Source organism: Gilliamella sp. wkB72, assembly GCF_001693745.1.
GTDB lineage: Bacteria > Pseudomonadota > Gammaproteobacteria > Enterobacterales > Orbaceae > Gilliamella > Gilliamella apicola_E.
This window is the reverse complement of sequence record NZ_LZEI01000012.1, coordinates 53,646-74,207: the sequence shown is the minus strand read 5'-3', so window position 1 is coordinate 74,207 and position 20,562 is coordinate 53,646. Positions and strand designations below refer to the sequence as shown.

At 34.1% G+C, this 20,562-nt stretch carries 19 protein-coding genes and 1 pseudogene; 17 read left to right on the top strand and 3 right to left on the bottom strand.

Annotated features, from left to right (window positions below; genetic code table 11):
- Positions 1-19 precede the first annotated feature (19 nt).
- From pncB to mdtH, 6 genes are all read left to right on the top strand, one after another.
- Positions 20-1,207, top strand: coding sequence for a nicotinate phosphoribosyltransferase (gene pncB, locus A9G07_RS07490; protein ID WP_065734669.1), 1,188 nt, complete (start codon positions 20-22; stop codon positions 1,205-1,207).
- A gap of 160 nt (positions 1,208-1,367) precedes the next feature.
- Positions 1,368-2,771: an asparagine--tRNA ligase gene (gene asnS / locus A9G07_RS07485; RefSeq protein ID WP_065734668.1), complete on the top strand. Its 1,404-nt coding sequence runs from the start codon at positions 1,368-1,370 to the stop codon at positions 2,769-2,771.
- A gap of 306 nt (positions 2,772-3,077) precedes the next feature.
- Positions 3,078-4,229: a porin gene (locus A9G07_RS07480; RefSeq protein WP_065563605.1), complete on the top strand. Its 1,152-nt coding sequence runs from the start codon at positions 3,078-3,080 to the stop codon at positions 4,227-4,229.
- A gap of 309 nt (positions 4,230-4,538) precedes the next feature.
- The gene (locus A9G07_RS07475) at positions 4,539-5,684 is read left to right on the top strand and encodes a porin (RefSeq protein WP_065734667.1); all 1,146 of its coding nucleotides are present in this window, start codon (positions 4,539-4,541) and stop codon (positions 5,682-5,684) included.
- 132 nt (positions 5,685-5,816) lie between these two features.
- Positions 5,817-6,275 (top strand): methylglyoxal synthase, encoded by a 459-nt coding sequence (locus tag A9G07_RS07470; protein ID WP_065734666.1) that lies wholly within the window; start codon positions 5,817-5,819, stop codon positions 6,273-6,275.
- The gene (gene mdtH / locus A9G07_RS07465) at positions 6,276-7,487 is read left to right on the top strand and encodes a multidrug efflux MFS transporter MdtH (RefSeq protein WP_065734665.1); all 1,212 of its coding nucleotides are present in this window, start codon (positions 6,276-6,278) and stop codon (positions 7,485-7,487) included.
- Here the strand turns inward: mdtH and A9G07_RS07460 are convergent.
- Positions 7,465-8,244, bottom strand: a complete 780-nt coding sequence (locus tag A9G07_RS07460; protein WP_065563601.1) for a class II glutamine amidotransferase — start codon at positions 8,242-8,244, stop codon at positions 7,465-7,467. The genes mdtH and A9G07_RS07460 overlap by 23 nt on opposite strands.
- Position 8,245: 1 nt before the next feature.
- Positions 8,246-8,821 carry a D-sedoheptulose 7-phosphate isomerase gene (gene lpcA / locus A9G07_RS07455; RefSeq protein ID WP_065734664.1) on the bottom strand — a complete coding sequence of 192 codons (576 nt, stop codon included), beginning with the start codon at positions 8,819-8,821 and terminating at the stop codon, positions 8,246-8,248.
- A 360-nt stretch (positions 8,822-9,181) separates the two neighbouring features.
- Here lpcA and ribH point away from each other — a divergent pair, with 360 nt between their 5' ends.
- The 11 genes and pseudogenes from ribH (at position 9,182) to gorA (ending at position 19,007) form a co-directional block, all read left to right on the top strand.
- The gene (ribH, locus tag A9G07_RS07450) at positions 9,182-9,652 is read left to right on the top strand and encodes a 6,7-dimethyl-8-ribityllumazine synthase (RefSeq protein WP_065734663.1); all 471 of its coding nucleotides are present in this window, start codon (positions 9,182-9,184) and stop codon (positions 9,650-9,652) included.
- Positions 9,653-9,656: 4 nt separating this feature from the next.
- Positions 9,657-10,076 carry a transcription antitermination factor NusB gene (gene nusB, locus A9G07_RS07445; RefSeq protein ID WP_218060034.1) on the top strand — a complete coding sequence of 140 codons (420 nt, stop codon included), beginning with the start codon at positions 9,657-9,659 and terminating at the stop codon, positions 10,074-10,076.
- Positions 10,077-10,097: 21 nt separating this feature from the next.
- A complete protein-coding gene (locus A9G07_RS07440; RefSeq protein ID WP_065734661.1) occupies positions 10,098-11,135 on the top strand; it encodes a TrmH family RNA methyltransferase in 1,038 nt (345 codons plus the stop codon).
- A 144-nt stretch (positions 11,136-11,279) separates the two neighbouring features.
- Positions 11,280-12,215, top strand: a complete 936-nt coding sequence (gene nadR / locus A9G07_RS07435; RefSeq protein WP_065734660.1) for a multifunctional transcriptional regulator/nicotinamide-nucleotide adenylyltransferase/ribosylnicotinamide kinase NadR — start codon at positions 11,280-11,282, stop codon at positions 12,213-12,215.
- A 62-nt stretch (positions 12,216-12,277) separates the two neighbouring features.
- A complete protein-coding gene (ubiE, locus tag A9G07_RS07430; RefSeq protein ID WP_065563595.1) occupies positions 12,278-13,048 on the top strand; it encodes a bifunctional demethylmenaquinone methyltransferase/2-methoxy-6-polyprenyl-1,4-benzoquinol methylase UbiE in 771 nt (256 codons plus the stop codon).
- A 15-nt stretch (positions 13,049-13,063) separates the two neighbouring features.
- A complete protein-coding gene (gene ubiB, locus A9G07_RS07425; protein WP_218060033.1) occupies positions 13,064-14,605 on the top strand; it encodes a ubiquinone biosynthesis regulatory protein kinase UbiB in 1,542 nt (513 codons plus the stop codon).
- A 72-nt stretch (positions 14,606-14,677) separates the two neighbouring features.
- Positions 14,678-14,890: a twin-arginine translocase TatA/TatE family subunit gene (gene tatA / locus A9G07_RS07420; RefSeq protein ID WP_065563594.1), complete on the top strand. Its 213-nt coding sequence runs from the start codon at positions 14,678-14,680 to the stop codon at positions 14,888-14,890.
- 3 nt (positions 14,891-14,893) lie between these two features.
- Positions 14,894-15,217 (top strand): annotated as a pseudogene (tatB, locus tag A9G07_RS07415) (Sec-independent protein translocase protein TatB); the annotation flags it as partial.
- Positions 15,218-15,231: 14 nt separating this feature from the next.
- A complete protein-coding gene (gene tatC, locus A9G07_RS07410) occupies positions 15,232-15,993 on the top strand; it encodes a twin-arginine translocase subunit TatC (RefSeq protein WP_065563592.1) in 762 nt (253 codons plus the stop codon).
- Between the two features lie 44 nt (positions 15,994-16,037).
- A complete protein-coding gene (gene hldE, locus A9G07_RS07405; RefSeq protein WP_065563591.1) occupies positions 16,038-17,462 on the top strand; it encodes a bifunctional D-glycero-beta-D-manno-heptose-7-phosphate kinase/D-glycero-beta-D-manno-heptose 1-phosphate adenylyltransferase HldE in 1,425 nt (474 codons plus the stop codon).
- A 192-nt stretch (positions 17,463-17,654) separates the two neighbouring features.
- Positions 17,655-19,007 (top strand): glutathione-disulfide reductase, encoded by a 1,353-nt coding sequence (gene gorA, locus A9G07_RS07400; protein ID WP_065734658.1) that lies wholly within the window; start codon positions 17,655-17,657, stop codon positions 19,005-19,007.
- A 74-nt stretch (positions 19,008-19,081) separates the two neighbouring features.
- Here the strand turns inward: gorA and A9G07_RS07395 are convergent, their stop codons facing one another.
- Entirely contained in the window at positions 19,082-20,431 is a 1,350-nt protein-coding gene (locus A9G07_RS07395; protein WP_065734657.1) for an MFS transporter, read from the bottom strand.
- Positions 20,432-20,562 lie beyond the last annotated feature (131 nt).

Here is a 20,562-nt window from a genome sequence, read left to right as displayed (position 1 = left end):
GAACTGATAATAGATAGACATGTTACCCGCAATAATTACATCAATATTAGATACTGATGCTTATAAATTGCATATGCAGCAAGCTGTTTTTCATCATTATCCTGATGTGACTGTGAATGCACAGTTCCGGTGTCGTAGTGATGATTTACTTGGTCAGTATGCTGATCAAATTGCTCATCAAGTTAAATTAATGGAGTCTCTAGCTCTTACTGAAGATGAGTTCGCTTATTTGTCGCATATTTCTTTTTTTAAACCAGATTATTTAAATTGGCTAAAAAATTGGCATTTTAATAGTCAATTGTTAACGATTAAAAATGAAGATGGTCAGCTAGTTATTCAAATTGAAGGTAAATGGGTTGATGTGATTTTGTGGGAAGTACCATTGCTTGCAGTAATTAGTGAGATTGTTCATAAAGATCGTTCTCCTAATATTGGTGTTGATCAAGCACTAGTAAGACTTAAAGATAAATTAGCAATATTTGATACTAATGATATTGATATATCTGGTTTTAATTTGATGGATTTTGGCACACGAAGACGTTACTCTTTTGCTGTACAAGAAGCCGTTGTTAGTTATTTGCAAAACCATTTTACCAATTTTAATAGTACTAGTAATTATTTATTGGCATATCGTTTAGGATTGACACCGGTTGGTACTCAAGCACATGAATGGTTTCAAGCTCATCAGCGTTTAAGTACCAATTTACAAGACTGCCAGAAGACGGCACTACAAGTTTGGTTAGATGAGTATCCACATGATTTGGGTGTTGCATTAACTGATTGTATTACGATGGATGCATTTTTACGGGATTTTGATTATTATTTAGCCTCTCATTATCAAGGATTACGCCATGATTCAGGCGATCCGATAGAGTGGGGCGAAAAAGCGATTCGTCATTATCAGCAATTAGGAATTGATCCTAAAACAAAATTACTGGTTTTTTCTGATAGCCTAAACTTTGATAAAGCGCTTAAAATCTATCAATACTTCAATAACCGAGTAAAATTATCTTTTGGCATAGGCGGTTTTTTAGCTTGTGACATTCCGTCTACAGAGTTTAATACCAAGTCCTTGAACATTGTGTTAAAACTCACTGAATGTAATAATCAACCTGTGGCTAAATTATCAGATAGTCCTGGTAAAACGATTTCGAAAGATTTGGCCTTTATTGACGAATTGAAAAGAACGTTCAAAGTCAATCATTAATAATAAAAGTAGATTATTAATGCTAAAAATTAAATAAGTAATATATCATTAACCGGTATTATTAATCATAAAGAAAATTTTTATGGTTAGTCATTTTAAAATTATATTGCTTTTAATAATATTAACTATATAGATAATAAAATAGAGATGGATAATTAAAATGAATTCAGTTGCTCCTATTGTTGACGTGTTACAAGGCAAAATTGCTGTTGGTAGCACTATTTCTGTTCAAGGCTGGGTACGAACGCGCCGTGATTCGAAAGCCGGTATTTCATTTCTGGCTGTTTATGATGGCTCATGCTTTGATCCTATTCAAGCTGTTATTGAAAAAGAACTACCAAATTATGAACAGGATATTTTACGTTTAACTGCTGGCTGTTCAGTAAAAGTAACAGGAAAAGTAGTTGAATCGCCTGGTCAAGGTCAAAAATATGAGTTGCAAGCAACGAATGTTGAAGTTTATGGTTTTGTTGATGATCCTGAAACTTATCCTATGGCCGCTAAACGTCACTCAATTGAATATCTTCGTGAGGTTGCCCATTTACGAGCTAGAACTAATATTGTTGGAGCAATCACTCGTGTGCGACATACATTAGCCCAAGCTATTCACCAATTTTTTGATGAACGTGGATTCTTCTGGTTATCAACACCAATTATTACTGCATCAGATACTGAAGGTGCAGGGGAAATGTTTCGAGTTTCAACTCTTGATATGTTAAATCTACCTAAAACAGATAATGGTAAAATTGACTTTGATAAAGATTTTTTTGGTAAAGAAGCCTTTTTGACTGTTTCGGGTCAACTCAATGCAGAAACTTATGCTTGTGCACTTTCTAAAGTTTATACTTTTGGTCCAACATTTAGGGCTGAAAATTCAAATACTACTCGCCATTTAGCCGAATTTTGGATGATGGAGCCGGAAGTTGCTTTTGCCGATCTTAACGATAATGCAAAACTCGCCGAAGATATGTTGAAATATGTTTTCAAGACGGTACTAGAGAAACGTGCTGATGATATGCAGTTTTTTGCTCAGCATATTGATAAAGAAGCAATCAATCGTTTAGAAAACTTTATTTATGCTGATTTTGCTCAAGTTGATTACACCGATGCCATTTCTATTTTACAAAACTGTGATGCAAAATTTGAAAATCCTGTCAGTTGGGGAATTGATTTAGCCTCAGAACATGAACGGTATTTGGCTGAACAACATTTTAAAGCGCCTGTTGTTGTTAAAAATTATCCTAAGGATATCAAAGCATTCTATATGCGTATGAATGATGATGGTAAAACTGTTGCAGCAATGGATGTATTAGCGCCAGGAATCGGCGAGATCATTGGTGGTTCGCAACGTGAAGAACGCTTAGATATGTTAGATAAACGTATGGATGAGTTAGGTCTTAAAAAAGAAGACTACTGGTGGTATCGTGATTTGCGTCGTTATGGAACTGTACCACATTCAGGTTTTGGACTTGGTTTTGAACGATTGATTGTGTATGTCACTGGTGTACAAAATGTTCGTGATGTGATCCCATTCCCAAGAACACCTCGTAATGCAAATTTCTAAAATTTGCTCAAATTATCAACTGACTTTTTGTCAGTTGATATAAAAATTAATATAAATAAAATACAAAAATTGTGTAAAAATTAATCAAACGGATGCAATTTTAAGCTTAGACACGAAGTTTTAGGAAAAGTTCACTTGATTTTAATAAATTTTTATACATAATTTACAGTACTGTGAAAATTGAGATAAAAATAATAGTTATAAACATTAGTTAAAAACATTATTTTTGGATGAATAATCATTGTAACAAAATTGACACAACCCAAAAGACGTGTCTTTTAAGAAAAATAACCATGAGGGTAAGAAATGAAACGTAATCTATTAGCAATCGCTATCCCTGCTCTTTTAGTAGCAGCAGGTGCAAATGCTTCTATCGAAGTATGGAATAAAGATGGTAACAAAGTAGACTTTTACGGTCGAGTAAAAGCTGCTAACAACATCACTGACCGTGGACAAGTAGGTGAAGGTGATGATACTTCAGCTCGTTTAGGTATGTCTGGTCAAACACAAATCACTGACGGCATCACTGGTTATGGTCGTTGGGAATATGAAGCTAAAGCAGGAAAAAATTCTGATAATGAAGTGCGTTATGCATTCGCTGGTTTAAATTTCGGTGATTTAGGTTCATTCGATTATGGTCGTAATGACGGTGTGTTAAAAGCAATCACTGCATATACTGACGTATTACCACAATTTGGTGGTGACGCAGCAAACAACGATTGGAACGTTCTTTCAGCTCGTACTAAAGCTGTTGCAACTTATCGTAACAACAACTTCTTTGGCTTAACTGACGATTTAAGTTTTGCATTACAATATGCTGATAATGGCGATAACTCAAATAAATTCAAACAAGATGCAATCAGAGGTGAATCTCGTGAAGCTTGGGGTGCAAATGTTCAATGGAATATTTTTGACACTGGTTTAACTGCTGGTGCAGGTTACGCTCAAACTTCAACTAGTGATAATCGTCAAAGCACTTGGGCTAGTGGTATTAAATACGATAATTATAATCTATATTTAGCAGCTAACTACTTCCAATCTAAATTTAAAGATGTAATATCATATGGACCGACGCATAGAGGTACTTATAAATCTGCTGATATTAAAGTTAGAGGTTTTGAATTAGTCGCTCAATATGGTATTGATTTAGACGTGGGTCGTATTACTCCATCTTTAGCTTATGTTCAACATAAAGTTAAAGCTGATGGAGTGAATTTTGTCGAAGATAATATTCGTTACCACAGTAGCGGGTTCAGCTCACCTATGGCTAAATATGTATCTTTAGGTGCAACTTATGATCTAAATAAAAACTTTAGTGCGATTGTTGAATATAAATTCAATCTTCTTGATCGTGATGACATTGGGGCTGCTGAAAATACCAAAACTCAACGTGGTAAACATGCGAACAAACCAGGTACTAAAGACGTGTTAGGTGTTGGTTTAATTTACCAATTCTAATCTCTTAATATCCTTAAATATCTCAAAAAGGCACTTATGTGCCTTTTTTTTCGTCTATTAAATGTCAAACCATACAAAAAAACATTTTATGCTTAAAAAAAATTAATTTTAAGTCATAAAATAGTCCTAATTCGCAGAATTACATGTGATAAACATTGTTAATCTACAGTGTTTCAATAAAAATCTAGTATTCAATAGTAGATATCCCAGTAATAATTTAGTTGCTATTTGAAAGCAACTATTTATTAAACCAAGAACAAATATTTTTGTATCTTTTTTAAATAATAAAATACCTAAGAGGGTAATTAAATGAAACGTAATCTATTAGCAATTGCTATTCCTGCACTATTAATTGCCGGAACAGCTAGCGCTTCTATTGAAGTGTGGAACAAAGATGGCAATAAAGTTGACTTTTATGGTCGAGTCTATGCTTTAAATTATCTTACTGATCGAAATAATCAAACTGGTGAAGGTGACAAAACGACAGCTCGTTTAGGTATGTCTGGTGAAACACAAATTTCAGATAGTTTGAGTGGCTATGGTCGTTGGGAATATGAAGCAAAAACTGGATCAGATGCTGATAACGAAACTCGTTATGCATATGCTGGTTTAAATTTCGGTGATTTTGGTTCATTTGACTACGGTCGTAACGACGGTGTATTAAAAACTTTAACTTCTTATACTGACGTTCTACCTGAATTTGGTGGTGATGCTTCAAATAATGATATTTATGCATTAACGGCTAGAACAAAAGCTGTAGCGACTTACCGTAATTCAAACTTTTTTGGATTAGTTAATGGTTTACGTTTTGCGGTACAGTATGCAGATAACGGAGATAATAGTTCAACTCAATATCTAAATAAGCATGATCGTACTGACCATGATAGTGCAGAAGCATGGGGTTCTGTAATTGATTGGGATGTGCTTGATAGTGGTTTATCTATTGGTGCAGGTTATGCGCAAACTGGTGGACATAAAGATGCTAAAGCATGGTCAGCAGGTGCTAAATATAATAACGACAATCTTTATTTAGCTGCACTTTATATTCAAGGTAAACAAAAATATGGTTGGGAAAAAGCGTCAAGTACAAGTAACACTGATGATTTGAAAACCAAAGGTTTTGAATTAGTTGCACAATATGGTATTGACTTTGAAGTTGGCCGTTTAACACCTTCTGTTGCATATATTCAACATAAAGTACAAGATGCTTCAAGCTTTTCAAGAAGTGGTGATGCAGGCCTTAAAGGTAATGATTTAGTTAAATATGTTGATGTTGGCTTAACTTACGATTTCAATAAAAATTTATCAGCCATTGTTGATTATAAAATCAACTTGTTAGATAAGAATGATATTGGCGCACGTCGTGCTTTATATGAAGACGGTACATTTAGTAAATCTCAAATTAAAGCAACAGCTAAGGATACTGTTGCATTAGGATTAATTTATCAATTCTAATTATTTTATCTTTTGATTTGATAAAGGCACTTCGGTGCCTTTTTTCTTGTCTTTCTGGATCAAATACTGCTTGCACTTTAATAGATAGTTTGTTAAAAAATACAAAAAATAATAAGGAATTAGGATTATTTGATGCTTTATATTACTCGAAAGCTACCTGCAAAGAAAAGCATTGCATTGGTTGCACATGATCATTTGAAAGAAGCATTATTAAATTGGTGCAAAACAAATCGCGAAGAACTCTCTCATCATAATTTATGTGGAACAGGTACAACAGGTACATTAATTAAGAAAGAAACCGGATTAAATATTACGCCAATGCTTAGTGGTCCAATGGGGGGCGATCAGCAAATCGGCGCTTTAATCGCAGAAGGTAAAATTGATATTCTTATCTTTTTCTGGGATCCTCTAAATGCCGTTCCTCATGATCCAGATGTAAAAGCACTGTTACGCTTATCAACGGTTTGGAACATTCCTGTTGCAACTAATCAAGCAACAGCTAACGCATTAATACAGTCCTCAATATTTACTCAAGAAGTGGAGATAGAGATCCCTGATTATCAAGGCTATTTAAATGAAAGAGTAAAATAGATGCCAATTCCTTCACAAGTTCGCAAAACAGGTAGATACATATTATTATTTGATAATCTGTTTATTGTATTGGGATTTTATGTCGTATTTCCGCTCGTTTCTACGCACTTTGTTAGCCAAGTAGGTTGGAGTGCACTATTTGTTGGTTTTGCTTTAGGATTTCGTCAATTTGTTCAACAAGGATTTGGCTTAATTGGTGGTGCTATAGCTGATCGATTTGGTGCAAAACCTATGATCATAACAGGTATGTTTTTGCGGTCGATTGGCTTTATTTCAATGGCTTTAGCAACTGAACACTGGTTATTACTTGTATCTTGCTTATTGTCTGCATTGGGTGGACTGTTATTTGATCCACCTCGAATGGGATTAACCATAAAATTTACTAGACCTCACGAACGAGGCAAATTTATATCATTATTAATGATACAAGATAATGCCGGTGCAGTTATTGGTGCTCTTATTGGTGGTATCTTAATAGATTATGATTTCCAATTAGTTTGTTGGTGTGGTGCTTTTATCTTTTTCTTATGTGGTATTTTTAATCTGTTTTTTTTACCCTCTTATCATATTGCAATTGGTAAAGCTTCAATTATTAATGGTATGAAAATGGTTTTGAAAGATAAAAAGTTTACTCATTATGTGCTTACTTTAACTGGTTATTATGTGCTTGGGGTACAAGTCATGTTGATGCTACCTCTAACTATTACCAATATTTCAGGAAGTTCAAGCTATGTGAAATGGATGTACGTGATTGAAGCAACTATCTCACTAACTCTGCTTTATCCTATTGCTCGGTTTAGTGAAAAATATTTTAGATTAGATCAACGCCTTAAATTTGGATTACTTTTGATGTCGTTTGCCTTTATAATAATCGGATTTACATCCCAATTATCTATTTTGCTATCCTTGATTGCGCTTTTTTACCTTGGTGCAATTATTGCAGAGCCGGCTAGAGAAACTTTAGCAACCGTGTTAACTAATCCAAAAGCCAAAGGTAGTTATATGGGATTTAGTCGATTAGGGCTTGCTTTAGGTGGGTTTGTTGGTTATACCGGTGCCGGTTGGCTTTATGAAATTGCAATCAAGATGGGTTTTCCGCATTTGCCGTGGATTATTTTAACTTTAGTTGGTTTATTAACGTTAGGTTATTTACAATATTTATTTAAGGATGAACCACCTTTTAATTTAGTCAAGATGAAAAAAATTGATTAATTTCACCATATTTAAATAAAATTGCTTCACCAGTGTTTAATTTATGCCAAGTTTCATTTGAGGTTAACGGCATAGTTGAAATAATAGTGACAATATCATTTGGTGTAGTATGCTTTTGAAAATCGATTTCAACATCTTCATCAATTAATTTTGCTTTACCAAATGGCGCTTTTCGGGTGATCCAATGAAGATTAGTTGAGCAATAGGCAAATACATATTCACCATCTGAAAGTAACATATTAAAAATACCAAGTTCGGTTAATTTAATCGCACACTCTCGAATATAATCAAAAAGTTCAATATCATCGGTAGGTTGTTTGGGATATTTTTTATGTAACTGATTAATTAAGTAACAAAAAGCATATTCACTGTCGGTTAATCCAACTGGTTGAAAAATTCCCATATGCAGCTTTTCGTAATCAGTTAATTGCCCATTGTGGGCAAAAGTCCAATTTTTTCCCCATAATTCGCGAGTAAAAGGATGGGTATTTTCTAGGGCCACCCCTCCTCGATTAGCTTGACGAATATGAGCAATAACTGCCGTTGATTTTATTGGGTATTGTTGAACTAATTTAGCTATAGGTGAAAAACTACAAGGTTCAGGATCTTTGAATGTACGACACCCTTTACCTTCATAAAATGTTATTCCCCAACCATCTTTATGTGGACCTTTATCACCACCACGTTTGATTAAACTGGTAAAACTAAAACAGATATCAGTCGGCACATTGGCACTCATACCCAATAATTCGCACATATTAAGCCATCTCTTTTTCAATGAGTAAAATCAAAATATGAATCACTTTTATATGGATTTCTTGAACTCTATCAGCATAACCAAAATGAGGCACACGAATGTCTACATCAGCCAAACCATTCATTTTTCCACCATCTTTACCTGTAAGAGTGATAATTTTCATACCTTTTTGTTTTGCTGCTTCAATCGCTTTAATGACATTAGTTGAGTTTCCTGAAGTTGAAATACCTAGTAGTACATCACCTTTTTGACCAACACCTTCTACATAGCGAGAAAAAATTGAATCGAAACCATAATCATTACCAACGCAAGATATATGACTTACATCTGAAATTGCAATGGCAGGATAGGATGGTCGATTATCTCGAAAACGGCCAGTTAACTCTTCAGCAAAATGCATAGCGTCACAATGAGAACCTCCATTACCACATGAAAGTACTTTACCACCTTGTTTAAATGAGTTAGCGATTAAAATTGCCGCTTGTTGAATTTGTTTAAGATTTTCATCATTTGAAATGAAATTAGCTAATACGTCAATTGCTTGATTTAGCTCATCTCGAATAGTGTTAATGTACATCAATTTTACCTCTTTTGTAGAAAGCTTTTTTCTTACCATTGTAATTCGTTAATAACAGCTTGCAAGTAATAAAAATGAAATTTCTTATAGTAAGAAAAAACTTTGATGCAATTATTAAAAATTTATAAATCTTTGTTGAAGGAATGATAATTTATAAATGTAAAAATTACACTTTATAGACAGTAAATTTACAAACAATAACTTTCAAATAATCATACTTACTTATGCTTGTTATAAACATGTTAATTCCCCATTTTTGCTAATAGGATAACCCTTTAATCTGTGCTATAATTGGCTTATAAATTTTTCACTAAAAGTGATTATAAAATTGCATCTAGAATCTATCGATAAGGAATAAATATGCAAATAGTTAAAGGTAAAGTTGCTGCACCAAAAGCTAAAGTAGCCATTATCGTGGCACGTTTTAACCAATTTATTAACGAAAGTTTAGTTAATGGAGCAGTAGATGCATTAACTCGTATTGGTCAAGTTGAAGATAAAAACATTTCAGTTATTTGGGTACCAGGCGCTTACGAAATTCCTTTAGCAGCAAAAGTTGCTGCACAATCAAAAAAATATGATGCCATTGTAGCATTAGGTACGGTAATTCGTGGCAGTACGGCTCATTTTGATTTCGTTGCTGGAGAATCAAGTTCAGGTTTATTGAATGCTAGTTTAGAGTATTCAATACCAGTTGGTTTTGGAATTTTAACCACTGAAAGTATTGAGCAGGCGATCGAACGAGCTGGAACTAAAGCGGGTAATAAAGGTGCTGAAGCAGCATTAACCGCACTTGAAATGTTAAATGTTATCAGAACAATTAAGGGGTAATTTAGTGGCGTTAGTTAATCCTCGTCGTCGAGCAAGAGAGTGTGCCGTTCAAGCCATTTACTCTTGGCAAATTTCTAAAAATGATCTTGCTGATGTTGAGAGCAGTTTTATAGCTGAACAAGATATGAAAGGTGTTGATGGTAAATATTTTAGAGAATTACTTCATGGTGTTGCCAAAAACACAGCAGAATTAGATGAAAAAATGGCACCTTACCTAACAGAAAGAACTGTTGATGAGTTAGGACAAATTGAATTAGCGGTACTACGAATTGCAACTTATGAATTAATGAAGAGACATGATGTCCCTTATAAAGTGGTTATCAATGAAGCAATTGATCTGGCGAAAACTTTTGGCGCAGAAGAAAGTCACAAATTTATAAATGGTGTATTGGATAAAGTTGCTCCAACTATTCGTACACGATAACTGTCTTAAATTGGGAATCTTATGAACGACACGATCGAAAAAAGCAGGCCTTCAATTTTTTATGCCAAAAATAGTCAATCAAGTGTGAAATCTGTAAAAAACAAAGGCAATGATCATCGAAGTAAGCGTAAAAATGATAGTCTTCAGTCTAATTCAAAAGCAAAACATGATCGAATTGAAACATTTAAAGTAAAATCATTAAATAAAACTATAAAGTCATCTAAAGTAAACTTAAATTTATCAGATGAACATGATTCTCCCTGGCAAAAAAAAGTTAAAGATAACGATCAAACTCCAACATTTGGTTACGATGAGTATCGACAAAAAAAAGAAGAGACTTTAGTTTATAGTGAAAACAGTTGTAGAGCTGTATTTAAGCATCGACGCTCTGCTATAGTGAAATTATTTATTACTCAAGAAATGACTTACCAGTTTAAAGATTTAATTGATTGGTTAGTCAAACAACGACTAGGTTATGACGTTGTATCAACAGAACAAATTACTAAAATAACTCAAAACCTACATCATGGTGGAGTCTGTTTAATTGTTAAAAAACGGATACCGCTCTCTTTACTTGATTATTTATATGAACATGATGATAGAGTTCGTGATTGTATTCTTGCGATTGATGATGTTAATAACCCTCATAATTTAGGTGGATTAGTTCGTAGCGCTGCTTTTTTTGGCGTTAATGGTATCATTTTGCGTCAAACTAATTTGCTTGATAGTGGATCAGCAATGCGAGTCGCTGAAGGTGGTATTGAAGCGATTGAACCAATTAAAAGTGATGATTTTATTGTATCCATAGATATATTAAAAAAGAATGGTTATCAAATAATTGCCTTATTACCATGTCAGTCAAAATCCATTAAATCAACCGAATTATCACAACTTGAATTTAAAAAGAAAGTTGTATTAATTATATTTCAACAAATTAATACAAAGTTAATTAATTGTGCTGATAATGTTGTGCATTTGAGTGGTAATGATAATATGTCGGCATTAAATATTTCTGTTGCAGCAGGGATTGTTTTATCTACTATTAAATATCAATCTTAATTGATATTGCTCTAGTTATTTTTGAATATTTTGATGAAGTTAACACTTTTATCTTCTCATTATATTAAATAGCATCAATTGGTTAGAAAATGGTTGTTTTTTCTGTACATTGGTATCGAGTTTTTTAATGTATTGGTAATTATTATGTCATCTAAACATCGAGTTGGTTTAATTTTTGGTAAGTTCTATCCATTACACAGTGGCCACATTTATCTTATTGAAAAAGCGTTAACGCAAGTTGATGAATTACATGTAATGCTTGGTTGTGAAGCAACTCGCGATAAACAACTATTTGAGAAAAGTCGTTTACCTAGACAGCCACAAGTTAGTGATCGTTTTTCATGGTTAAAAGATACCTTCAAAGATAGACATAATATTCATATTTATATTTCTGATGAAACTGGAATTAACTATTATCCTAATGGTTGGAAAGAGTGGAGTGATAGTATTAAACATATATTATCAGAAAATAAAATTGAACCATCTGTTGTATTTACTAGTGAACCACAAGATGTAACGGAGCATGAGCGCTATTTTGGTTGCCCAGTAGTTGTTATTGATGCTAATCGTGAATTCGTTAATATCAGTGCGACCAAAATTCGAGAAAATCCTTATCAAAATTGGTCTTTCATTGCCCAAGCAGCTAGACCTTTTTTTGTTAAAAAAGTCGCCATCATTGGACATGATAAATTTAATGAATTGCCCGTAAAATTAGCTAATATTTATAATACACAATATGTTTCAAATGGGTATATAAATTATATTCAACGAGAAATTTCCACTCTAGAAAATAAACGTTACTTAAGTGAAAATGATTATCTAAGAATTGCAATGTTACATGTAGAGAGAATGAGTAAATCATTAGAAAATGCTAATAAGCTTCTCTTTACTTCGATCGATTTTGGGACATTATCTAACTACTTCGAGCAAATTTTTGGCAAATCTAATGAAGTCTTAATTGGACTAAAAAGTAGTTACCAATTTGATTTAATTATTCATGAAAACGAATTACCGGCGAATTCCACTCCATTACAGCATTTTGAAATTGTTTCTAAAATGGTTGAATCGTTATTGATTTAGCTCATCACATTTAGGTTAGCTTATGTTAAAATAAGCTAACTTTTTGTGATAGGTGAATTTTTATGTCTCAATCTTCTCAACCAAATGAAAATCAGGATAAAATTGATTTTGGGTACACCCAAGTTCCAAAACAAGATAAAGTAAAACGCGTAGCAGAGGTGTTTCATTCTGTTGCAGATAAATACGATATCATGAACGATCTAATGTCATTTGGTATTCACCGAATCTGGAAAAAAATAACTATTGAGTATAGTAGTGTTAGGAAAGGACAAAAAGTCCTTGATCTAGCTGGTGGTACAGGTGATTTAACAGCTAAATTCTCACAAATAGTTGGAGATGATGGCTTAGTTGTATTAGCAGATATCAATGAGTCAATGCTTAAGGTTGGTAGAGACAAACTACGAGATAAAGGCTTATTTAAAAATATTGAATATGTACAAGCAAATGCAGAGGAGTTACCATTTGCAGATAACTATTTTGATTGTATCACTATCTCATTTGGTCTACGAAATGTGACTGATAAGCAAAAAGCGCTAGAATCTATGTGGCGAGTTTTAAAGCCAGGAGGGCGTTTATTGATTCTAGAATTCTCTAAACCACAATACCAAATTTTAAATAAAGCCTACGATCTTTACTCATTTACTATGTTGCCATTAATGGGAAAAATCGTAGCGAATGATTCAGATAGTTATCGATATTTAGCTGAATCTATCAGAATGCACCCAGATCAAAAAACACTGAAAAAAATGATGGAAGATGCTGGGTTTGTCGATGTTAAATATCACAATATGACAGGCGGTATTGTAGCCTTACATACTGGTTTTAAATTTTAATGTGATAAACAAATAATGACATTTTTTCGACTTTATAAAATATTAACCATATTTCGAGCTTATCGATTAGAAGAGCTATTACCAAAACACCGTGTCTCAAGGTGGTTACGAGTATTATTGTTTTGTTTGTTTTGGGTTAGACCTAAATCAAATCAACAAGAGATTGGTGAAAGGTTGCGTCAAGCCTTACAAGAGCTAGGTCCGGTATGGATAAAATTTGGGCAAATGGTTTCAACAAGACGCGATGTGTTGCCAAAACATCTTGTCGATGCTCTAGCCAAATTACAAGACCAAGTTCCCCCTTTCGATGGAAAAATTGCAAAACAAATTATTGAAACTGCTCTAGGGTGTCCTATAGATTTTTATTTTTCAGATTTTAATGATCAACCATTAGCATCAGCATCCATCGCACAAGTTCATACAGCAACTTTAAAAAGTAGCCAAGCTGAAGTGGTAATCAAAGTTTTGCGACCAAATATTTTACCTATAATTAAATCTGACATTCGCTTAATGTATTGGATTGCTAACCAATTTACTAAACGGATAAAATTTGGTGAAAAGTTACGGGCTGTAGAAATTGTCAGTGATTATGAAAACACGCTTCTAAAAGAATTGGATCTTCAGAAAGAAGCCTATAACACAGCTCGTTTGCGTGACAATTTCATTAATAGTGAGATCCTTTATATTCCCTATGTGTACCAAGATTTGTGCCGAAAAAATGTTTTAGTTGAAGAGCGAATTTACGGTACTCCGATAGCTAATGTTGATGAATTAAAAAGAAATAATGTCAATATGAAGTTATTAGCAGAGCGTGGTGTTCAAGCTTTCTTTACCCAAGTATTTAGGGATAATTTTTTTCATGCAGATATGCACCCGGGCAATATCTTTGTGGATATAAGCGAACCCCAAAATCCTCGTTACATTGGGATAGATTGTGCAATTGTAGGTATTTTGACTGAAGATGATCAACGCTATTTGGCTGAAAATTTTCTTGCATTTTTTAACCAAGATTATCGAAAAATTGCACAAATTTATATCAAATCTGGTTGGGTTCCTGAAACAACGGATGTTGCCGCATTAGAAATGGCTATGCGCAATGTTTGCGAACCTGCATTTGCTAAACCACTTGGTGAGCTCTCCTTTTCGCAAATTTTATTATCACTATTTCAAGTTGCACGTCAATTTGAGATGGATATTCAACCTCAATTAACCTTACTTGAAAAAACGTTATTTTATATAGAAGGGTTAGGGCGTCAACTCTATCCAGAACTTGACTTGTGGCAAACGGCTAAACCATTTTTAGAAAATTGGTATGAAGATAAATACAGTGCTAAAAAGTTATTACATCAAGTTTGGACTTCCTTACCAGAATGGAAAAACCTTGTTGTTGAGCTACCGGAAAAGTTGAATGATCAGGCTCGGATGACTAAGCTGATGCATGTTCAGTTAAAACAGATTAATCAACAACTTCAACGTAGTAAAAGAAACCAACAAAGATTAATGTTTGCAATTAGTATTCTTAGTCTTTTATGTATTGCTTTACTTGTCGGGCATTAAGCGAGTTATTTTTTGGAATCTCACCATTTAAGTGTATAATTTTACTATTTTAAGCTATTGGAGACTTATCATATGCCAAGTTTGCCCAAATTACTCATATTTGTAGCGGTTATTGTTCTATTATTTGGAACAAAAAAATTGCGTTCATTGGGCTCTGATCTTGGGGCTTCAATTAAAGGTTTTAAGAAAGCTATGAATGACGACGATGATCAAAAAGAGACAGATGATTCACAAAAAGTGGAACGTCTTAACTCATCTGATGATAACCACACCAATAAAGAGTAACTTGTGTTTGATATTAGCTTTGGTCAGCTACTATTAGTCTTAATTATCGGGTTGGTCGTATTAGGACCAGAGCGTCTACCTATTGCAATTAAAACTGTTGCAAGCTGGATAAAAGTACTCCGCCGTATGTCTGCAACTGTTCAGTTAGAATTAAATAAAGAGCTAAAATTACAAGAATTACAAGATAGTTTAAAAAAAGCAGAACAAAGTGGGCTAAATACCCTAACACCGGAAATTCAAGAATCCATTGATGAATTAAAACGCGTAACCGAAACACTACAAAAAGAGATCGATTCTGTCTCTCAAATAGATACAACAATTCATTCAGATAAAGATAAATTATGACAGACGACGCAACGCAACCACTTATTGGTCATCTAGTAGAACTAAGAACACGGCTTTTACGATGTATCATCTGTATATTAATTGTATTAACGTGTTTACTCTATTTCTCGAATGATATTTACCATATTGTTGCTAATCCGCTTATTAGTCAATTGCCAAAAGGTAGTAGCATGATTGCAACTGACATTGCGGCACCATTTTTTACTCCTATTAAACTGACTGCTGTTGTTTCGATATTTATTTCGATTCCTTATATTTTGTATCAAGTATGGGGATTTATTGCACCTGCATTATATCAACATGAAAAACGTCTAATTATGCCATTGATAATTTCAAGTACGGTACTTTTTTATATTGGTATTGCGTTTGCTTATTTTGCGGTATTTCCTCTCGCTTTTTACTTCTTTATTCACACTGCTCCAGTTGATGTTGCGATAAATACCGATATAACTAAATATCTTGATTTTGTCATGACATTATTTATAGTCTTTGGTTTTGCATTTGAAGTCCCTGTTGCAATAATATTGCTGTGCTGGACAGGAGTAACAACCCCTAAAAATCTACGTAAAAAAAGACCTTATATTATTGTAGCAGTATTTGCTGTAGCTATGTTTGTTACACCACCAGACGTATTTTCACAAATTTTATTAGCTGTACCTATCTGTTTATTATTTGAAGTTGGGACATTCTTTGCCCGGTTTTATCAACCAAGAAAAAAAATCATACAAGATGATGATAAAAATATAGACGATGAATAATAGATTGATAATTGATCCAATGAATACGAGTAAAGGATAACTAAATGAAAACATCTCTTCCTGAGTTTAATCTGGCAAATGTTCTTGTTGTTGGCGATATTATGTTAGATCGCTATTGGTATGGCGGTACCAATCGCATATCACCAGAAGCGCCTGTACCAATTGTTAAAATTGATTCTCTTGAAGAACGTCCTGGCGGTGCAGCTAATGTTGCACTCAATATTACCTCCCTAGGAGGTAAAGCGCGTTTAATTGGTCTTACAGGAATGGATGAACCTGCTAAGGTGCTTGATGAGCAACTTACTAATCGACATGTTCATTGCGATTTTGTATCTGTCTCAACACATCCAACTATTACTAAATTAAGAGTGTTATCAAGAAATCAACAATTAATAAGGATTGATTTTGAGGAAGGTTTTAATAATGTGGATCATACTCCTATTTTAGAGCGTATTGATACCGCACTTACAACTTCTAAAGTAATGGTTCTATCGGATTATGCCAAAGGTGCATTAACTGCTGTACAAGAAATGATAAAACAAGCACGAAAAGTTAATGTACCAATATTGGTTGATCCTAAAGGTACTGATTTTGAGCGTTATCGTGGTGTAACATTACTGACACCAAATATGTCTGAATTTGAAGCTGTAGTTGGAACATGTAAAACAGAAGAAGAGATCATTGAAAAAGGTTCTCAACTTATTAAGCAATATGATCTTAAAGCCTTGCTTGTTACTCGTAGTGAAAAAGGCATGACGTTAATACAATTAGATAAACCTGTTTACCATCTACCAACTCAAGCTAAAGAGGTATTTGATGTTACCGGTGCGGGTGATACTGTAATCGCAACTTTAGCAGCTTCATTAGCTGCAGGGCAATCACTTGAAGAAAGCTGTTATTTAGCAAACGCTGCAGCCGGTGTAGTTGTCGGTAAATTGGGAACATCAACTGTTTCGCAAGTTGAATTAAGTAATGCTATTCGGGCTCGCGCAGATGATGGTTTTGGGGTGATGACTGAAGATGAATTAAAAGAAGAAATTCGTAAAGCACGATTACGTGGTGAAAAAATTGTCATGACTAATGGCTGTTTTGACATTTTACACGCTGGGCATGTTTCATATCTTGCTAATGCTCGCAAGCTTGGTGACCGTTTGATTGTAGCAGTAAATAGTGATACCTCAGTAAAACAATTAAAAGGGGAATCCCGACCAATAAATCCATTAATGCAAAGAATGATAGTATTAGGTGCACTTGATTCAGTTGACTGGGTTGTTCCTTTTGAAGAAGAGACTCCACAAAGGTTGATTGCCAGTATTTTACCTGATGTATTAGTAAAAGGTGGTGACTATAAACCTGAAGATATCGCTGGTGGAAAAGAAGTTATAGAAGCAGGTGGAGTAGTTAAAGTCCTTAATTTTGAAGATGGTTGTTCGACCACAAACATCATTGATAAGATTAAACGGAAATAAATAATATAATAATTAGCTATTTATTTAAGTAGCTAATTAGTCAATTATCGAATAATTTAGGTTTGGGTATATTTTAAAACCAATCAATAGGTATTAACTATCGTTAAATTTCATAATTAATACTTTTTTTATTATCTGCTTTATGCAAACCTATCAACTACCAAATGCTAATTTATTTAAAGGATTTCTTTTATGACTAAACACTATGACTATATTGCTATCGGTGGTGGTAGTGGGGGTATTGCTTCAATTAATCGAGCGGCATCTTACGGTAAAAAGTGCGCTATTATTGAAGCTAAATTATTAGGCGGAACTTGTGTCAATGTTGGGTGTGTTCCCAAAAAAATTATGTGGTATGGTGCACAAATTGCTGAGGCGATTAATCATTATGGCCCTGATTATGGTTTTGATACGACAATTAATCATTTTGATTGGGATAAACTAATCGCTAGCCGAACAGCTTATATTGATCGTGTTCATCAATCTTATGATCGAGTATTAAACAATAATAATGTCGATGTTATTCATGGATATGCCAAATTTATTGATAGCAAAACGCTTGATGTCAATGGTGTGCATTATAGTGCCGATCATATTCTTATTGCTGTCGGTGGTAAGCCAAGTATACCCAATATTCCCGGAGCGCAATATGGAATTACTTCTGATGGATTCTTTGAATTAAAAGCATTACCAAAAAGAGTGGCCGTTGTTGGTGCAGGCTATATAGCTTGTGAAATTGCCAGTGTTTTACACTCGCTAGGTGCTGAAACTCATCAATTTGTTCGGCAAGGCACACCATTACGTGCTTTCGATCCATTAATTGTTGAAACATTAATGGAAGTTATAACTAATGATGGTCAGCATTTGCATACTTTTGCAATTCCATCTTCTGTCACTAAAAACGTTGATGAATCATTAACGTTAACATTAGAAGATGGTAAAAGTTATACTGTTGATTGTTTAATTTGGGCAATAGGACGAGAACCTGCAACTAAAGAAATGAATTTATCTGCAGCTGGCATTAAAGTTGACAGTAATGGGTTTATTATTGTTGATGAGTATCAAAATACTAATGTAGCAGGAATTTATTCTGTTGGCGATGATACTGGAGCTGCGGCATTAACTCCAGTTGCAGTTGCTGCTGGTCGACGCTTATCTGAGCGACTTTTCAACAATAAACCAAATGAACATCTAGATTATACTAATATTCCAACGGTGGTATTTACCCATCCACCGATCGGGACAGTTGGGTTAACAGAACCACAAGCAATGTTACAATATGGCCCTGAAAACGTGAAGGTCTATAAATCTACGTTTACTGCTATGTATACTGCCGTAACTTCTCATCGCCAACCGTGTAAAATGAAATTAGTTTGTATTGGTGAACAAGAAAAAATAGTCGGCATTCATGGTATAGGCTATGGTATGGACGAAATTTTACAAGGTTTTGCTGTCGCATTAAAAATGGGTGCAACAAAAAAAGACTTTGATAACACCATCGCCATTCACCCAACAGCGGCAGAAGAGTTTGTTACAATGCGCTAATGTATTGAAAATTTATTATATCTTGTTAAAAAAAAAACAGGGCTTTAGCCCTGTTTTTATATGGTGTTAAGTGATTAATTATCTAATCTATTTTGCCAACCCTTTTGAGCTAATGATGAAAAACCAACTAAAACAGCAAGTAAAGCCACTGCTGAGATGTAAATACCTGCTCCCAGATAACTGTATTCACCTAATATATGATCGGGACTTAATAAGTAGATAGTTAAAGTCGGCGTTATTGCACTAAACAATGCATAGGCTAAATTGTAAGATAATGATAGACCAGAATAGCGAATGGCTGGTGGAAAGGTTCTAGTTCCTATAATTGGTGTCATAGCGATTGATCCGATAAATAAGCCAAATATCGCCCAAATCGAATATAATTTAGCTAATGACATATCTGGCGTTAGTGAACTATAGAAATAGATGCTTACCACAGCCAATCCACCCCAAGTTATGACGACTGTTTTTGCTGTACCTAATTTATCATCTAACCAACCAGAAATAACACAGCCAATTGATAATGTTAAGGCAGCAATACATCCACCAATACGCCAATCCAGATTAGCAAAATGATACATACCGCCAACGATACGGCCAGGAGTAATTAAAATACCAACCATAATTGCTGTTGATAATGACCAAGTTAACAAAGCGACTATCAAACAAGCTGTCTTATGTTTTTTTAGTACGGTAACAACAGGAATGCTTTTTTCTAATGCTTTACGTGCAGCTAATTCCTTGAAGATTGGCGTTTCAGATAAAAATTTTCGTAAGTAGACTGAAATCACACCAAAAATTCCACCAATAATAAACGGTATACGCCAAGCATAATCTAAAATATTTTGGCTAGTAAAATAGAGATCAACAATAATTGTAACGAAAAATCCAAGTAAAATTCCGCCTGTAATACCTGATGTTAACGTACCAACGCCCAAACCATAGCGTTGTTTTGGTGTATGTTCTGCGATAAATACCCATGCACCAGGCATTTCTCCACCAATAGCTGCGCCTTGTAACATACGCATCAACAACAATAATAATGGTGCTACAATACCAATTGCTTCATAGGTCGGTAAAATACCGATAATAAAAGTAGGTAAAGCCATCATTGCTACACTTAAGGTAAACATCCGTTTTCGGCCAACTTTATCTCCAAAGTGGGCCATAATAATTCCGCCAACAGGACGAACTAAATAACCAGCAGCAAAAATCCCCCATGCAAATAAATCTAAGGTTAATGGTGACAAGGTATGTGGTAAAAATAGTGGCTTGACAATGGTATCAATATATAGCGCATAGATAACAAAGTCATAAAATTCAAGCGTTCCGCCTAAAGATGACAATATTAATGTTTTAAAATCCTTACTATTCAATGGTCGGGCGACCGGTTGCCATTCAGCGTTAATTTCAGATTGACTCATGAAAAAACCTTATTTTTATTATTAAATGAATATAGCCAGTAAAGGAAATGACTATTCTTTGATAAATTTTAATCTTGAAAAGGCATTCTGCCATAAAAAGTAGTCTTTTGTTTAATCATAAAAAAATTTAA

Excerpts from the sequence above, each read along its gene's own strand:
- pncB (WP_065734669.1), top strand. The coding sequence starts at position 20 with ATGTTACCCGCAATAATTACATCAATATTAGATACTGATGCTTATAAA.
- asnS (WP_065734668.1), top strand. The coding sequence starts at position 1,368 with ATGAATTCAGTTGCTCCTATTGTTGACGTGTTACAAGGCAAAATTGCT.
- A9G07_RS07480 (WP_065563605.1), top strand. The coding sequence starts at position 3,078 with ATGAAACGTAATCTATTAGCAATCGCTATCCCTGCTCTTTTAGTAGCA.
- A9G07_RS07475 (WP_065734667.1), top strand. The coding sequence starts at position 4,539 with ATGAAACGTAATCTATTAGCAATTGCTATTCCTGCACTATTAATTGCC.
- A9G07_RS07470 (WP_065734666.1), top strand. The coding sequence starts at position 5,817 with ATGCTTTATATTACTCGAAAGCTACCTGCAAAGAAAAGCATTGCATTG.
- mdtH (WP_065734665.1), top strand. The coding sequence starts at position 6,276 with ATGCCAATTCCTTCACAAGTTCGCAAAACAGGTAGATACATATTATTA.
- A9G07_RS07460 (WP_065563601.1), bottom strand. The coding sequence starts at position 8,244 with ATGTGCGAATTATTGGGTATGAGTGCCAATGTGCCGACTGATATCTGT.
- lpcA (WP_065734664.1), bottom strand. The coding sequence starts at position 8,821 with ATGTACATTAACACTATTCGAGATGAGCTAAATCAAGCAATTGACGTA.
- ribH (WP_065734663.1), top strand. The coding sequence starts at position 9,182 with ATGCAAATAGTTAAAGGTAAAGTTGCTGCACCAAAAGCTAAAGTAGCC.
- A9G07_RS07440 (WP_065734661.1), top strand. The coding sequence starts at position 10,098 with ATGAACGACACGATCGAAAAAAGCAGGCCTTCAATTTTTTATGCCAAA.
- nadR (WP_065734660.1), top strand. The coding sequence starts at position 11,280 with ATGTCATCTAAACATCGAGTTGGTTTAATTTTTGGTAAGTTCTATCCA.
- ubiE (WP_065563595.1), top strand. The coding sequence starts at position 12,278 with ATGTCTCAATCTTCTCAACCAAATGAAAATCAGGATAAAATTGATTTT.
- ubiB (WP_218060033.1), top strand. The coding sequence starts at position 13,064 with ATGACATTTTTTCGACTTTATAAAATATTAACCATATTTCGAGCTTAT.
- tatA (WP_065563594.1), top strand. The coding sequence starts at position 14,678 with ATGCCAAGTTTGCCCAAATTACTCATATTTGTAGCGGTTATTGTTCTA.
- tatC (WP_065563592.1), top strand. The coding sequence starts at position 15,232 with ATGACAGACGACGCAACGCAACCACTTATTGGTCATCTAGTAGAACTA.
- hldE (WP_065563591.1), top strand. The coding sequence starts at position 16,038 with ATGAAAACATCTCTTCCTGAGTTTAATCTGGCAAATGTTCTTGTTGTT.
- gorA (WP_065734658.1), top strand. The coding sequence starts at position 17,655 with ATGACTAAACACTATGACTATATTGCTATCGGTGGTGGTAGTGGGGGT.
- A9G07_RS07395 (WP_065734657.1), bottom strand. The coding sequence starts at position 20,431 with ATGAGTCAATCTGAAATTAACGCTGAATGGCAACCGGTCGCCCGACCA.